This is a genomic window from Cohnella sp. 56 (genome assembly GCF_037963805.1).
GTDB lineage: Bacteria > Bacillota > Bacilli > Paenibacillales > Paenibacillaceae > Cohnella.
The window spans coordinates 123,448-138,628 of record NZ_JAZDQE010000007.1 but is presented as its reverse complement, the minus strand read 5'-3'; the positions used below and the strand labels follow the sequence as shown (position 1 = coordinate 138,628).

At 46.2% G+C, this 15,181-nt stretch carries 11 protein-coding genes and 4 pseudogenes; 13 read left to right on the top strand and 2 right to left on the bottom strand.

From position 1 onward, the window contains the following. The first annotated feature begins 55 nt into the window (after positions 1 to 55). A complete protein-coding gene (locus VQ071_RS14385; RefSeq protein ID WP_340514734.1) occupies positions 56 to 1,795 on the top strand; it encodes an ABC-F family ATP-binding cassette domain-containing protein in 1,740 nt (579 codons plus the stop codon). Between the two features lie 144 nt (positions 1,796 to 1,939). Here the strand turns inward: VQ071_RS14385 and VQ071_RS14380 are convergent, their stop codons facing one another. Next, positions 1,940 to 2,815 (bottom strand): aminoglycoside phosphotransferase family protein, encoded by an 876-nt coding sequence (locus VQ071_RS14380; protein ID WP_445293293.1) that lies wholly within the window; start codon positions 2,813 to 2,815, stop codon positions 1,940 to 1,942. Positions 2,816 to 2,986: 171 nt separating this feature from the next. Here VQ071_RS14380 and VQ071_RS14375 point away from each other — a divergent pair. Continuing rightward, positions 2,987 to 3,195, top strand: a pseudogene (locus VQ071_RS14375) (FAD-binding oxidoreductase); the annotation flags it as partial. Beyond that, positions 3,190 to 3,627, top strand: a pseudogene (locus VQ071_RS14370) (MBL fold metallo-hydrolase); the annotation flags it as partial. The pseudogenes VQ071_RS14375 and VQ071_RS14370, both read left to right, overlap by 6 nt. Positions 3,628 to 3,813: 186 nt before the next feature. On the opposite strand, the pseudogene VQ071_RS14365 reads toward VQ071_RS14370, so the two are convergent. Then, a pseudogene (locus VQ071_RS14365) lies at positions 3,814 to 3,914 on the bottom strand (type I methionyl aminopeptidase); the annotation flags it as partial. Between the two features lie 336 nt (positions 3,915 to 4,250). On the opposite strand from VQ071_RS14365, the gene cas3 reads away from it, so the two are divergent. The 10 genes and pseudogenes from cas3 (at position 4,251) to VQ071_RS14315 (ending at position 14,818) form a co-directional block, all read left to right on the top strand. Further along, positions 4,251 to 6,464 (top strand): CRISPR-associated helicase Cas3', encoded by a 2,214-nt coding sequence (cas3, locus tag VQ071_RS14360; protein ID WP_340514732.1) that lies wholly within the window; start codon positions 4,251 to 4,253, stop codon positions 6,462 to 6,464. 5 nt (positions 6,465 to 6,469) lie between these two features. Continuing rightward, a complete protein-coding gene (gene cas5c / locus VQ071_RS14355) occupies positions 6,470 to 7,159 on the top strand; it encodes a type I-C CRISPR-associated protein Cas5c (protein WP_340514731.1) in 690 nt (229 codons plus the stop codon). Further along, positions 7,156 to 8,961: a type I-C CRISPR-associated protein Cas8c/Csd1 gene (gene cas8c, locus VQ071_RS14350; protein ID WP_340514730.1), complete on the top strand. Its 1,806-nt coding sequence runs from the start codon at positions 7,156 to 7,158 to the stop codon at positions 8,959 to 8,961. Before cas5c ends, cas8c begins: the two co-directional genes overlap by 4 nt. After that, complete coding sequence (cas7c, locus tag VQ071_RS14345; protein WP_340514728.1) at positions 8,954 to 9,811, top strand: type I-C CRISPR-associated protein Cas7/Csd2; 858 nt, start codon at positions 8,954 to 8,956, stop codon at positions 9,809 to 9,811. The genes cas8c and cas7c overlap by 8 nt, the downstream gene beginning before the upstream one ends. Before the next feature lie 312 nt (positions 9,812 to 10,123). Next, positions 10,124 to 11,035 (top strand): SDR family NAD(P)-dependent oxidoreductase, encoded by a 912-nt coding sequence (locus VQ071_RS14340; protein ID WP_340514727.1) that lies wholly within the window; start codon positions 10,124 to 10,126, stop codon positions 11,033 to 11,035. 38 nt (positions 11,036 to 11,073) lie between these two features. After that, on the top strand, positions 11,074 to 11,658 hold the full coding sequence (locus VQ071_RS14335; protein WP_340514726.1) for a TetR/AcrR family transcriptional regulator: 585 nt from the start codon (positions 11,074 to 11,076) through the stop codon (positions 11,656 to 11,658). Positions 11,659 to 11,750: 92 nt separating this feature from the next. Continuing rightward, positions 11,751 to 12,200, top strand: a complete 450-nt coding sequence (locus VQ071_RS14330; RefSeq protein ID WP_340514725.1) for a DUF2269 family protein — start codon at positions 11,751 to 11,753, stop codon at positions 12,198 to 12,200. Positions 12,201 to 12,292: 92 nt separating this feature from the next. Next, positions 12,293 to 12,766: pseudogene (locus VQ071_RS14325) on the top strand (ATP-binding cassette domain-containing protein); the annotation flags it as partial. 411 nt (positions 12,767 to 13,177) lie between these two features. Next, positions 13,178 to 14,254 (top strand): hypothetical protein, encoded by a 1,077-nt coding sequence (locus VQ071_RS14320; protein ID WP_340514724.1) that lies wholly within the window; start codon positions 13,178 to 13,180, stop codon positions 14,252 to 14,254. Positions 14,255 to 14,320: 66 nt separating this feature from the next. Continuing rightward, on the top strand, positions 14,321 to 14,818 hold the full coding sequence (locus VQ071_RS14315; RefSeq protein WP_340514723.1) for a hypothetical protein: 498 nt from the start codon (positions 14,321 to 14,323) through the stop codon (positions 14,816 to 14,818). Positions 14,819 to 15,181: the final 363 nt, after the last annotated feature.

The window sequence follows — 15,181 nt, the reverse complement described above, 5'->3', positions numbered from 1 at the left end:
GTTACGCTAACAACGGCAAGCGCCAAATCTATGTTTTTCAAGGAAAGGTCATACGATGATAAAAGTTGAACAACTATCCTTTTCATTCCCGCAAAAAGAACTATATAAAAACATTTCATTCACGCTTGAAGAAGGACAGCATTGCGCTTTTATCGGAACAAGCGGCAACGGGAAAAGCACGTTGATAGATATGCTGATGGATCCGGAAAAATATATGTACGAAGGCATCCTGGAAATAGAACCGGCTTGCATAATCGGGCATGTAAGCCAGTTTCCGCAATTCAATCAAACGAAGGAAACAACCGTTTTTGAATATATAGGGGAAGAATTCATTAAGATTCAAAATGAAATCACATCGATTTGTGCCGAAATGGAATCAACCTCGGATCTGGACTCATTATTAGAAAAGTACCAGCTCGCTTTGGATGCATTAGAGGCACTCGGCGGGGACGATTTTGAAAGCAACATCAATAGGAAACTAAACTTGGCTAACCTCATAGGGCTGAAGGATCATCGAGTATCCGACCTGAGCGGCGGAGAATTCAAGCTTATTCAAGTGATGAAGGAAATGCTTCGTCATCCGGACGTATTGATTATGGACGAGCCGGATGTATTTTTAGACTTTGACAACCTCAATGCGCTTAAAAATCTGATTAACGCTCACAAAGGAACACTGCTCGTCGTTACGCACAACCGATATCTATTAAATCATTGTTTCAACAAGATTCTGCACCTCGAAAATACGGAGATCCAGGAGTTCGACGGGCGTTATATGGACTATAACTTCTCCTTACTTCAGACTAAAGTTGAGCTGCAGGAACTCGCAGTCGCTGAAGCAGAGGAAAGTGAGAGAAACGAGAAAATCATCAACAATCTAAGAGCGATTGCCACTTATAACTCAGAAGCTTCTAGGGGCAAAGCGTTAAAAGCAAGAGTTAGATTCCAAGAGAGGTTGGAAGCGCGTAGAATTAAGGCGCCGTTCGTTGCGTTGAAGCAGCCGGCGATCCGTTTTGATATAGATCATGAAGTTGAGGACAGCACAGTTATAAATGTCAGCCATTATAGCGTTACCTTTAATGAATTGCTTTTAGACCACGTCAACTTTGAGATCAAATCTACGGATAAAGTTGCCATCATTGGTGCAAACGGCACCGGGAAAACGACTTTACTCCGAGACATCTTTAAAAACAGTCATGATTCCATTGAAATCAATGCTGACGTTAAAGTGGCCTATTTATCTCAAAATCAAGGCGAAGTGCTGAAGGATTCGAATACGATCATGGATGAATTCATCGAGGCCGGGTTTAAAACGTACGATGAGATCAGATCGTACATTTCAAGCTACGGCTTTGAAGGAGAAATCGTTAATCAGAAGATAGCCTCGTTATCCGGCGGAGAGAAAAATCTGCTTCAAATCGCTAAAGTAGCCGCCAGTAAAGCAGACGTGCTGCTTCTTGATGAACCGACCAGCCACTTGGACACCTATACGCAAATCGCGCTGGAGAAAGCCATTGAAGAATATAAAGGCGCGATTGTCATGGTTTCTCATGACTTCTATTCGGTCGTAAATGGCATAGATTATGTTTTAATCATTGAGGATCAGACGATTAGAAAAATGAGCATGCGAAAATTCAGGCAGATGATTTATGCCAGCCATTTTGATCGAGACTATCTCGAAAAAGAACAAATGAAAAAATCGGTTGAAATGAAAATAGAATTGGCTTTAAAGGATACGGATTTTGAGCTTGCCAAGGGCTTGGTCGATGAGCTGGAAGGGCTGATTAAGCTGCTTTAAATGGACGGTTAATCCGGTATATGTGGTGAGAGAAGCTGCCAGTGATGGTAGCTTTTTTAGCCGTTATGCTGTGCATAATGAACCGTATTATAAATAAGGGCAAGTTTTTTGAACCCCCGTCGCGGATGCCGAAGGTCCGCGTGCTCATCGCCGTTTGTAGTCCCGGATGATGCTGTCGATCACACACTTCCCCCAGGTCGAAGCTTCCGAGTCTTTCTCGTTCCAGGCGCAGGTGATGAGCGCCTTCCATAGCGCCCAACCGCGCGCACGATTCACGGTATCTTGGTCTACGTTCATGCTGCGCAGGAAGATGTCGCGGCTCGCATCGTCAAAGAAATTCCAGGCCATCACAAGGTCGCTTGCTGGATCGCCCACGCCCATCGTCCCAAAGTCTATAACACCGGACAGTCGGCCATTTTGCACGAGCAGATTGCCTACTGCAACGTCGCCATGCAGCCATACCGGTGCCGACCGGTAGCTCGTCGCCAGAGCAAGCTCCCATATTTCCATCAGCAGTTCTTGATCGTATGCGTTGGAAAGCGTTTCGAGAGCTGACTTTGTATCAGAATCGTACACTGCCAGGTTTCCCCCGCGATGGAAATTCTGGACGCCTGCCGGTATGCCGCGGCTTGCATCGATCGCCTCCAGCTCCTTCAAAAATCTCGCCAGGTCTTCAGCAAATTCATTGTAATCGCGTATGTTGTTCAGCGTGACGGTGTCGCCATCCATCCACCGGTTAACGGACCATGGAAGCGGATATTGATCCGTGGGCTCGCCCTTTGCTATGGGAACCGAGATGGGCAAGGATAGATGGGGCTGGAAGATCGGCAGCCAAGTCCATTCTTTTTCAATCGCGGCAGCGTAGCGTTCATGGCTCGGCAGCCGAACGGTCATTTCGTTGCCCAGTCGGTACGTGCGATTATCGTGTCCGCCTTTTTTTACGGGAGTTATAGCCAGATGACGCCACTGCGGAAATTGGCTGTCGATTAATCGGCGTACCAGCATACTCGTAATTTCCATCCGCGCTTCACCTTTTTCCGGATCATATACTTCCACCTTACCCCTTGCCTCTTGCCCTACGCAAGTGACGGCGAAGAATTTGCGGCCTGAATAATACTTGGATGACCTTTACCCTATAAACAAGGCGTTTGCCGTTACCGGAAAAAGACAAGTCCACGCTTAACCGGAAGGATCGTATATCCGGGCAATCCGTCCTATAATGCGGCCAGAATGGAGTTCAATAGGCGTTTCTCCAAGTTTCCGAAGGTCATTGATTTTTGCAGACGAACCCAGGATGTGAACAACGCAGTCAAATGGGCTCGTGAACGGGGGGCCGGCTGCGGGTGCGCAGCGGTCTTCACGGCTATGAAGCCTTTTCGTCTGTAAATGGCGGTATCATGTCGTTGCGACTTGAGCAGGCAGAATCAGCGTCTAACGCATTGCCGGATGAAGCCAAGCCGTACGCAGAACAATTCATTCGCTTCTTACAATCGATCGAGCCGGTTGCCGTAGATCGGACGGTATCCAATGGGGACAGGCTTCCTTGGCGCGACGGGATAAAAATTATCCACACGCCTGGTCATATGCCTAGGCATATCTCATTATATTTGCCCGCCACCAAAACACTGATAGCAGCAGATGCCGTCGTCATCGAGGAAGGCAAGCTCGCCATCGCTAATCCCCAATACACACTGGATCTGGGTGAGGCAATCCACTCCGTACAGTGCTTGCTCGACTACGATATTGAGCAGCTGATTTGCTATCATGGAGGTTTATTTCATGGTGATGTAAAGCAAGCGCTCCAGCAACTGATTCAAAAATATATGTCTTAAAAATGATCTGAACATCTACAGGGAAACGTTAAATTTCTAAAGATGCAAATGAGTTTCGTTTGGAGAGAAGGTGCAAACGCATGAGCATGGCCCACACCACTCTGATTCGTTACACATTCAGCGAAATTCGTCCGAACAAAATCCAGGTGAAATGATCGATACCTCGTTGGTCGACCTCAAATTATGCTATTGCGCAGTCAGGACCTGTGGACCATCCGCGTTATGGCGATCGTATGCTCGTATTGGGCGGTTAGCTTGAGGTCCAGCGTCCGCGCGGTCCAGCCGTCCGAGTATGGGTGGGTGGGGGAGGAGCCTAGGCTCCTTCCCCTTTATTGCTTTAGTCTTCTTGATACCACTTAGGCACTATGTTTCAATCCACGTCTATGCTCAACATATCCCCAATGCCTGATCAGAATAATGTACAAGGATGAATTGGGAAATATGTTAAAGCAGTCCTGACGACAAAAAAGATTACACTTGACATCTTGAGTAAAAATATGGTTATATTTTGGTTGTGATCAAGCAATTAGGTACTATGAAAAGAAAATATACATATCTGCGTTATTTCCCACCCAGAACCCCACAGATACTTTTATCGTATCACAAAAAAGGAGAGGGATGGGATGAAATATGCACACTCCAAACGTGACCCCGTAACAGGCAGCCTTCTCCCCAAACAACAATGGCATCCTCTAGAGTCCCATCAGCAAAAAACTTCGAAAGTAGCAGGCGAGTATGCGAAATGTTTTAATTGGGAAATTCTTGGACAGATTCTAGGTCTTCTTCACGACTATGGAAAAAATTTACCTGAGTTTCAGCGTCGACTTGAAGACCGCAAGATCAAAGCCGATCATAAAACGGCTGGAGCACTGGCGGTTTATAATCGTTATCCGTTTCCTTATGGCCTCATTCTAGCATACGCGATCTATGGCCACCATGGCGGACTTCCGAACCATATTTCACGAAGCGGGAAACCGGGTTTGGATGATATTTTGCATAAAAATAAATTTACCATAGTCGACGGAGTGCCTCCGGAGTTCCTGGAGTTTAGCTCGGAGGATATTCCTAAGCCATCCCGTAGCTCCAATATAGGAATGTCCCGGTCGCTATGGATTCGAATGCTCTATTCCGCCTTGGTGGATGCGGATTACCTTGATACAGAAAGATTCCTGCAACCGGAGCGCGCAGGTTCCCGGCAGGCTTTCATTTCGCTTGAGCAAATACATTCGCTATACCAGGCCAAGCTGAATGAGCTGCAGGCTTCGCCTTCAAATTCAAAGATCGCCGAGGCAAGAAAACTGGTTCTGGAAAGCTGTCTTCGCGCTGCAGTTGGTCCAAAAGGATTCTATACATTAACTGCACCGACAGGGAGTGGGAAGACTTATGCCTCTCTAGCCTTCGCCTTGAAGCATGCCCGATGCCACGAAGGAACCAAGAGAATCATTGTTGCGCTGCCGTTCACCAGTCTAATTGAACAAACGGTGGATGTGTACCGTAAAGCGCTGGGCTCGGATCGTGCGCATACTGTTCTTGAGCACCACAGCAATATGGAGTTTGGCATGGAATCTGAAGGCGAATTTGATCCTCGGCAGCTTGCCAGCGAGAACTGGGATGCTGACTTAATCGTCACGACTAACGTGCAGCTGTTCGAAAGTCTTTTTGCATCCAAGCCTAACCGTGCCCGCAAGCTTCACAGGTTGGCGGGCAGCGTCATTATCTTGGACGAGGCCCAAGCTCTTCCCGAGGAATTGCTGCTTCCAACCCTAGCTGTTCTTCGGTGTTTGTGTACTGATTTCGGAGTCACCGTATTGTTTTGTACCGCGACTCAGCCAGCCTTGCGCTCGGAATGGTTGGATGGTTTGAAACCTGTGGAAATCATGGATAATCCCTCAGATCTCTACAGCTCGCTTAAGAGGGTTAGTGTTTCCTTTATCGGTAAAAAGACAAATGTGGAACTGATAGAAACGATATGTTCCCAGGGGCCGCAAGTACTATGTATCGTGAACTCCAGAAGACTGGCTCAGGAACTGTACCACCTTGTATCTATGCGAGTAGGAGAGGGAATTACCCATCACTTGAGTGCTCTTATGTGTGCCGAGCATCGAACGAAAGTGCTGAACAAGATTAAGGACAGACCAAAAGATACCCCATGTTATGTGATTGCCACAACGCTTGTCGAGGCGGGAGTCGATATTGATTTTCCAGTCGTAATGCGGGAGATGACGGGTCTGGAGGGACTTGTTCAAGCGGCAGGTAGATGTAACCGTGAAGGTTATCAAAATGAGGGCCGCATGCTTCTCTTCGAATCTGAGGATTGCCCGGCCCGCCTTGCCTGGTATTCAGGCAGGGCGGACTTAGCCAAGCTGGTCTTGCGACGGCATCCGGACCCGTTGACTCCAGAGGCTGTTAAAGAGTACTTCGAGCACTTCTATAATATGGGGACTGCCGGCAAGTTGGATAAGTACAAACTATTGCGCAATCTTAACGGCGCTGCCGACGAGTATTCCTTCCAATTCCGTGAAATCGCGGAACAATATCGCTTTATTCGTGACGACACTATCCCTGTTGTTATTCCTTATGATGGAACTTGTCGCAACCGTCTGCAAGAAGCGCTGACCTCACACTATCCTGCCTCCTATATTCGGAAATTGCAGCGTTATACTGTATCACTGTATCCGGAAGAGTTCGATCAGCTTCGTCGCAGCGGCAGGTTGGGCAACATCGGAGACGCTATCTATTATTTGCAAAGTTCAGAAGGAGGGATTCATGGCAAAATTAACGATTGGTACGATGCAGATAAGACAGGGCTGCGATCGCAGCCGCGAGGGGAGGAATAAAACTTATGGGTTATGGCGTGACTTTACAGGTAAGCGGTGATTACGCCCTCTTCACAAGGCCGGAACTCAAGGGAGAGCGGGTCAGTTATGACGTAATCACACCTTCAGCGGCGCGTGGAGTGCTCGAAGCAGTACTGTGGAAGCCGGCAATTCGGTGGGTGGTGGATCGAATTACAGTACTTAACCCGATAGAATTCGAGTCGATCCGCCGCAACGAGGTAGGCTCCAAGATTCCGCCGAGGAATGTTACAGCCGCTATGTCGGGCTCAAATATTGATCTGCATCAGTATACCGGCGAGGATCGCCAACAGCGAACGTCTCTTGTACTGAGGAACGTCTCCTACCTTATAGATGCTCATTTTACTATAGTTGCCCGACATGCCGGAGAGAACGATACGCCGGAGAAGTTCTATAATATGTTTCTTCGTCGAGCGAGGCAGGGGCAATGTTTTCATAATCCATACTTGGGATGCCGAGAGTTTGCAGCTCGCTTCAAGCTTATTGAAACGACAGGGAAGCGACCGGAAAGTTTCTACGCTAATGAAGCTGACTACGATCTGGGCTGGATGCTGTGGGATATTGACTATAACGAGGAACCGAAACAGAAAAGGCCGGTATATACATTCACTCCCCGCTTCTTTGAGGCAAAAATGCGAAACGGCATCATTGAGGTCCCTCCGGAGGTGAACACATGATATTGCAGGCATTGTGCGGGTTTTACGACCGTATGGCCGAAGAGTACCCCGAAGATGTTGCTCAGCCCGGATATGCGGTAACTTCCGTATCGAGGAGCATTGTATTGGATTGTAACGGAAATTTGCTGCAGATATTGGATTTGACGGAATGGCGGGACATAACCGGAAAGAACGGCAAGAAGGAAACGAAGCCGTTCCCTTCAAGGCGTGTCACTCCCCAGCAACCGAAACGGTCGGGCAGACGGCCCGAGCCCGCCTTCCTATGCGAGAATGCCAACTTTTTATTCGGAATCTATAGCGATCCAGACGGAGCGGACTACCGCTTCGAGGCTAGTCGGGCCATTCATGAGACGGTTCTACGGGATGTAGAAGATGAGGGTGCTTGCGCTGTATTGGGTTTTTTTTCTAAAAGAAAAAAAGGTTTGCTGGATTACGACAACGTAGATACATCCAGGTTGGAGGAAGGCGGGAATATTGTCTTTCAACTTGAAGATGACTGCGGTAGATATATCCATGAACGGCCTGCCATCCAAGAAGCATGGGAGCGTTATCTGAATAGCCGTTCTGTGGATGCAGCTACTGGGCAGTGCCTGGTTACTGGGAAAATTGGTCCTATCGCACGTATTCATGGTAATCTGGACGGTTTTGGACAGGACAAGCCGACTCTTGTCGGGTTCAACCAGGACAGCTTTGTTTCCTATCGAAAGGAGAAAGGAGACAATGCGCCTGTCTCGGAATCGGCCGCATTTAAGTATGTCACGGCCCTGAATCTACTAATTGGAGATAAACAACGCAGTATCAATTTGCATGGGGACAAGGTATTATACTGGGCAGAGAAAAAGGCTCCGCAAGAAGAACAGCTTCTCGGGATGATGTTCGAAGGCGAGGCGTCCGGTTGGCGTTATAAGATGGATGAGCTCACCAATCGCAAGATGTCCGGTATTATGGACCATCTGTATAAAGGTACGTTGCCGGAGCAATTGGATTTAAACGAAAATGTTCGGATTTATCTCTTAGGGCTTTCGACCAACAAAACTAGGGTCGTCATTCGCTACTTTTACGTAAATACATTCGGTCAATTGGTGAAGAAATTCCGGCAGCATTATGCGGATATTTATGTGGAAGGACCGACATGGGAGCCAAAGCATCCATCCATCAATCAAATTATGTTGGAGACAGCAGTACGCAGGGAGAGTAAAAATGTTCCCGTTCCCCATCGGGTTGCATTCATCCGCAGCATCATGGCGGAAACACCTTATCCGGACAGCTTGCTAATGGCGATGTTGAGTCGCATTCGGGCTGAAGCTTCGGAGGATGCCCGCAAAGCAATCAATCGTATACGGATAGGTGTGATTAAGGGATATCTTAATCGAATTGCCGAATCAAGCAATCGGAAGGAGCGGATAGGCGTGGAACTGGATCCGAATGAACAAGCTATTCCGTATTTGCTGGGGCAAGTGTTTGCTATCTTAAATAAGGCTCAATTTGATGCGCTGGAAAAGGTGAACGCTTCTATTGTGGACAAATATCTGAATGCCGCCTTGGCGAGTCCGGAACAAGTTTTCCCCTCTCTGCTGGCAAATTCAGAACATCATTTCTCCAAGAGTAAGAAGTACTATCCGCGCAAACTTCTACTGGAAGTAATGGGGAAACTCCCGGCGGACGGTTTTCCCAAGACGTTGAACGCAGCCGGGCAGGGACAGTTTCTTATCGGATTTTATCACCAACAACAGGAGTTTTTCAAAGGAAAGGATAAAGAAGCAATTGTGGACGATACAAAGGAGGCAGAATATGATGAGTGAGCTCTTGAAAAACCGGTACGAGTTTGTGCTTTACTTCGATGTTGTCAATGGAAATCCTAATGGAGATCCAGATGCGGGCAATATGCCGAGAATCGACCCGCAGACCGGGTATGGCATCGTTAGCGATGTTTGCCTTAAGCGCAAGGTGCGCAATTATGTTCAGTTTGCCCGGGAAAATGACGAGGGGTTTGACATATATGTAAGCGAAGGCGCTGTGTTGAATAACAAGCAAAGAGAAGCATACGAAGTGAACGACTTGAAAACGAAGGATAACAAGGACGACAAGCTTACAGCGCAAGCTTACATGTGCAGACGTTTCTATGATGTGAGGGCTTTTGGCGCAGTGATGGATACCGGTGATTACAAATGCGGTCAAGTGCGGGGGCCGATTCAGCTTTGTTTTTCCAAAAGCGAGGACGTGATCCTGCAACAGGAAGTGACCATTACACGTATGGCTTCAACTACGGAAAAAGAAAATGCCTCAGAAAATCGTACCATGGGGAGGAAGTATCTGGTTCCTTACGGGTTGTACCGGTTAGAGGGGTTTGTATCGGCTAAATTTGCCCAGAAGACGGGATTTACTAAGGATGATCTGGATCTCTTCTTTGAAGCACTCAGGCTGATGTTCGACCAGGACCGCTCCGCTTCCCGTGGAAAAATGTCGGCGCGCAAATTGTTCGTCTTTAAGCACGATTCCGAGCTGGGCAACGCCCCGGCAGCTACATTGTTCGATCTTGTTGAGGCCAAGCTGATTGACCCTAGTCAACCAGCAAGATCATTCAAACACTATGAAATCACTGCAGATAAAGGTTCGGCTCCTGATGGAGTCGAATTAATTGAGTTACTGTAAAGCTGCGGCGACATCAGCGTTCTACAAGTTATAGTTCATATCCCAAACAACGGGAATTGTGTGTGCCGATAGGCGTTCTTGACAGAGGAGAAGCTTAAACGGCTTCTCCTCTCGTCCATTTGAAATATTTTAAGTGCAAGGCTTTTGAAATAACCGATCTATTAGGTATGGCGTCAACAGACGACGGCTGACTTTTCCGCAAGGAAAGAAACGATGTACATTCCCCCTATTGACAAATGAATGAACCGTTCATTATAATCAACTTAACAAATGAATGAACTGTTCATTCAATAAAACGAGGAGGGATTCTAAATGGACGGAATTCATGAATCAAGTGAGCGGAATGTAAGCGGGAAATATGTGGTGATTACTGGCGCGACGAGCGGGATTGGCTTGGCGGCTGCCCGAGAGTTAGCCGCGAGAGGGGCGAATTTGGGTATTGTGGCGCGTAATGCGACCAAAGCTAACGCGGTTGCAAATGAGATCCGGGCTTCCGCCGGTAATCGGATCACGGTGGACGTCTTCATCGCCGACATGTCGTCACAGCGTTCGATCCGCCGCGCGGCAAACGAAATATTAGCGAAATGCCCCAAGATCGATATCCTGATCAATAATGCAGGTGCGATGTTCGTCGATCATAAGCTGACGGAGGATGGAATCGAGATGACCATGGCGGTCAACCATATCGCGCCATTCTTGTTAACGAGGCTGTTGCTTGATAGACTGATGCTGAGCGAACACGGCCGTGTCATTACGACGTCATCACACGGCCATAAGATGGCCAGGAAAGGCATCGATTTCGACGATCTGAGCGGCAAGCGATATTTTGATTTTTTCGGAAAGCTGAAGGGCGGCCCTAATTTCCGATATGGCGAGTCGAAGCTGGCGAACATCTTGTTTACTACAGAGCTGATGCAGCGGTTGAAAGGCACGAATGTAACAGCTTATAGCTTTGACCCCGGACTTGTGGCCACGAACTTCAATCGGGACAACGGATGGATGGCCCGGATGACGGCGACCGTAATGATGTGGTTCGCCAGAACACCCGAGAAGGGCGCAGAGACAATGGTATGGCTGGCGGATACCGACAGCAAGAACTTGGAGAACGGGCGTTACTACGTCGACAAGCATGTGGGAACGCTGTCGGCACAGGCAAGCAACATCGAAGCAGCGAAGAAGCTATGGGAGACGAGCGAGGAGCAGATCCGTATGTCGCAGGCTTAATACGCGGCTGACGTACGAAAAAGGAAGAAGGATAACCTATGCCAAGAACAGAAAAAATGCAATCTGAACAAGAGCGCAAGGATCAGATCAAAAAGGCGGCTCTTAAAATATTTGCGCAAAAAGGTCTCGTTGGCACGAAAATGAGCATGATCGCGGAGGAGGCCGGGATTAGCCAAGGCTTATCGTACCGCTACTTCGAATCCAAAGACGAGATCTTTGCGCTCCTCGTGGAAGAGGCGATCGAGGAATCCCGGAAAGCCATTCGGGATATCGAACAGCTCTCCGGTTCGCCTCTTGAGCAACTAAAGGCGTTTACGCTTCAAATGTTGGATGAGAACCACAAGCTATATTTCCTGCTCGTTCAACAGGCGTTAACATTGGAAGCCATTCCGAGCAAGGCGAGGGAAGCAATCGAGAGGTATTCCCCACAAGAAACCATGGAACAGATTATCCCGATCTTCGTCCGAGGGCAGCAAGAGGGCGTATTCTCGGAGGGCGATGCCTACAAGCAATTGATTCTATATTTTTCGGTTATTAACGGTCTGATACTTCAAGACGCAAAAGCAATCGGGATGGATTGGACACAGGAAGTTGATCGCCTGCTGAACCTATTGACGAAATAGAGACGGTCGCGGTTAAGGGAGCTTTCCGAAGCCGAAGTTGCGACCCACTTTGTCGGAACGAGATGCCGATTCACTAAAAAGGAGTTGATCGTTTGTACGGATGGTTGCTGGTGTTGCATATATTCGCTGCGGTAGCATTGATCGGTTCAGCCTTCATAGTGCCTATTATCCGCAGGTCGGCCAAAACGACTGACCAGCTTCGCTTTATTTTAGATATTATGTCCAAGGTTGCCTTGTTTTCTAAAATCGGCGGCACGGTACTCGTGCTGACCGGCATTTGGTTAATGGTTATTGCCAAAATGGGGTTCACTGAAATGTGGCTAAATCTCTCCATACTATTATCACTGATCTTAATCGTCGCCATCGCCGGTTTGATCGAACCGCATACGAAACGGCTCGCTCAACTCGCATCGGAAAGGCAAGGTCATGAATTATCTGCCGATATCGGGGCAGCCATGCGGAGAATTGCGCCTATGGAGACGACTGCCCAACTGCTGTCCCTGGCGGTAACCGTGCTGATGGTCATTAAGCCGATGTTTTAAACACCGGTGTAACCAGAAGTGCGGGACACTGACTGCCGTATGACCAGAATCCTGTTTTTCGGTATAGGTAAAAGGAGATCTATCCAAATTAAATCGATGCAGGGTTTAGCACTTATGATGAGATCAGATTGTATCTTTGGGGCTATGGATTCAAAGGAGAGATCGTTAGTCACAAAATAGAATCGTTGTCCGGTGGAGAGAAAAACCTCCTTCAACTGGCTAAAGTCGCTGCCAGCAAAGCAAATGTATTGCTTCTTGATGAGCCGACAAGCCATTTAGATACCTACGCGCAAATCGCACTGGAGAGAGCCATTAGGGAGTTTAAAGGCGCCATTCTTATGATTTCCCACGATTTCTATTCGGTTGTAAATGGCATGGATTATGTTCTAATTATTGAAGATAAGACAATTCGAAAAATGAGTGTGCGTAAATTTAGACAGATGATTTATGCTAGTCATTTCGATAGAGACTACTTAGATATAGAGCAAAAGAAAAAATCAGTACTGAAAATAGAAATGGCTCTAAACACCCGGACAGGGAGCCTTTTGAGTTCGCTCTATAGATGATACGGTGAAGCTAAATATATTGATCAAGAAAAAATTCATGAAATGCTGCAACAGCAGGAACGGTAATCATCTGCTCCACCAGGCCAAATCCAGGGAGAACGTCTAATATGGGCGTTCTCCTTTTCGTTACGCTTGATCTGCCGCCGATACGCTTCACCCAAACCGATTGATTCGTAATTTAATGTTCAGAAAATTCAAAAATTATGTATTTTATGACTTTTGAACTATACCACAATCTAACAATTGTGATAATTTATAGTTGTAAACAGAAATTTACAGCGATAGTTTTCGTTTACAAGAAAAAATATTACAAAATTGGAGGTGATGTGGTTCGTTGACGTCTGTAACTCAGACGCCAAATATTGCCTCGGTGAATGCTGAGAGGTTATTTAAACTTAAGGAGGAGAAAAATTGAAGATGAATTTTAAGTTCCTTATCTATTCATTATCCTTGATGCTTCTGATTTCTTTCGTTCCATCCGTTTCTGCTAATAACTACGTGAGTGAGAAGATATCTGTTACTGATGCTGAACAAGCTGCACAAAAGTTTATCGGATATCTCAATAATGATTTATGGCAGGACGCTCAACTGAAATTCTCAAAGGACTTGTATGACATTGATGAAACATTGCTGGCTTATTATTTTCTTATTAATAATAAATCTGGGATGAATAAAGGATATATCATTGTATCTGCTACCAAAGATAGAGGACCCGTCCTTGAATTCGGAGATGGAGTAATAGAATCCGATCAGTCTGGACTAAAGAGTTATTTCTTAAATGGTATTGTACAAGCATCAAGCGCGGAGGAAATTTTGAGAAAAGCAAAAGAAAAAAATCTGAATCTAAAACTAAAAGAAAAAACCGCAACTACTAGTAGGCCCAGGTGGGATCAGCTACTGTCTGATGATTCTGCTAAACTAAGTATAATGTCTACTGTTTCAAAAGAACTAAGTGTGTCCAGATACCACCAAAGAATGACCGGGGTTACCCATCAGAGTTCTGCGTGTGGACCGACTACTGGCGCCATGATATCTGATTACCTTTGGCATTATTATAATGTTCCAGGCTCATTCGATTACGATGGTGTACCTAAACTTATAAATCATTTGTATTCCGAAATGGGCACATCAAGTTTTGGGACTAGTTTGGGCGATTTCTCTGTAGGTCTCCTAACTCATCTAAGAGAATATGGTGAGAAATGGGTTGGGGTTCAGTATCGAGGGACTGATAATGTTGCTTGGAATAACTTTCAAGGCGATATTGATGATTATGATTTCCCAACGGGGATAAGATTTGATTTTTGGGTTTCTGGTTCGACTTATACTAACTACCATTTTGTAGCGGGAATTGGATACAAGATTGTTGATGGTACAAAGTATTTTGGGTTTAAGGATCCAGATGGCGGCAGCAATAACACCGGTACAATCTATAGACTTTGGAATGACAATGATCAAGATATTGGATTATTGCACCTATGGAAACAATGAAACTTAATAAATACAATGCTTCCTTGAACAAGGGAGCATTGTATTTATTAATAGGAGTGAGTTCATTTGAATAAAAAAATCAAGAAGGATTTGATCGTGCTTTTTATTTTACTTTGTTTATCCGCTTTATTATTTTTTCTGATTGATCTATTTACATTGAAAAATGACCATGATGGTGTGTCAGGGAACGGAAACCTAGGGTTATTATTTGTTTTCCCTGCAATCCCGTTGTATGTAATAATGCTTGCCTACGCTTTTCGAATCAGTCAACTTCACTTTCGTACTCGAAAAAACTTAAAATCATACATATGGACTTTGTTTCTTTTACTGTTCTTATTTATTTATGGTGCATATAAACAAATCCAATCCCTTCTTCAAGATTTGGGTGGGGAGCCAAACGAGCCTCAATCTATTATTTATGGTTGGCCATGGTTAAACCAATATACAAATACGCTCTTTTTTAACTTTTTTACGTTTACTGCTGGGATTATGCTCATACTTTTAGTAAGTTCAATAGTTGTCCATTTCAGAATAAGAAAAAAAATAAAATCTCAGCAAACTTGAAGCGCAGATAATCCTACGTGATGAACATAACGCCCCCTAGTCAAGGCGAGTATAAGCGAGACGAAACGTGGCGGTCATAGGGCCGCCATTTGTTTTCGCCGATAGACCCGTTAGATTGAACCCTACTACTCGGCTTAGCCGATAAAGCGCCAAAACCGAGTAACAAGACGGGATTCCGTGCGGCAGGCGGAGCCAGCTCATACTTAAGCGTGGAATACACCCCAATGCCCACACTTGCCGCTAGCTGAACATACGTATCTTCTGAGAATAGCTGTGTCTTCTCATTCCCACATATTTCGGCAACAAGGTGCAAACCTGAGCCCGCACCAACAATGTTCACCCGGTTGCCCCAGCTCTCATGGA

Coding starts and splice junctions, on each gene's coding strand:
- VQ071_RS14385 (WP_340514734.1), top strand. CDS start 56: ATGATAAAAGTTGAACAACTATCCTTTTCATTCCCGCAAAAAGAACTA.
- VQ071_RS14380 (WP_445293293.1), bottom strand. CDS start 2,815: ATGGAAATTACGAGTATGCTGGTACGCCGATTAATCGACAGCCAATTT.
- cas3 (WP_340514732.1), top strand. CDS start 4,251: ATGAAATATGCACACTCCAAACGTGACCCCGTAACAGGCAGCCTTCTC.
- cas7c (WP_340514728.1), top strand. CDS start 8,954: ATGAGTGAGCTCTTGAAAAACCGGTACGAGTTTGTGCTTTACTTCGAT.
- cas8c (WP_340514730.1), top strand. CDS start 7,156: ATGATATTGCAGGCATTGTGCGGGTTTTACGACCGTATGGCCGAAGAG.
- cas5c (WP_340514731.1), top strand. CDS start 6,470: ATGGGTTATGGCGTGACTTTACAGGTAAGCGGTGATTACGCCCTCTTC.
- VQ071_RS14335 (WP_340514726.1), top strand. CDS start 11,074: ATGCCAAGAACAGAAAAAATGCAATCTGAACAAGAGCGCAAGGATCAG.
- VQ071_RS14340 (WP_340514727.1), top strand. CDS start 10,124: ATGGACGGAATTCATGAATCAAGTGAGCGGAATGTAAGCGGGAAATAT.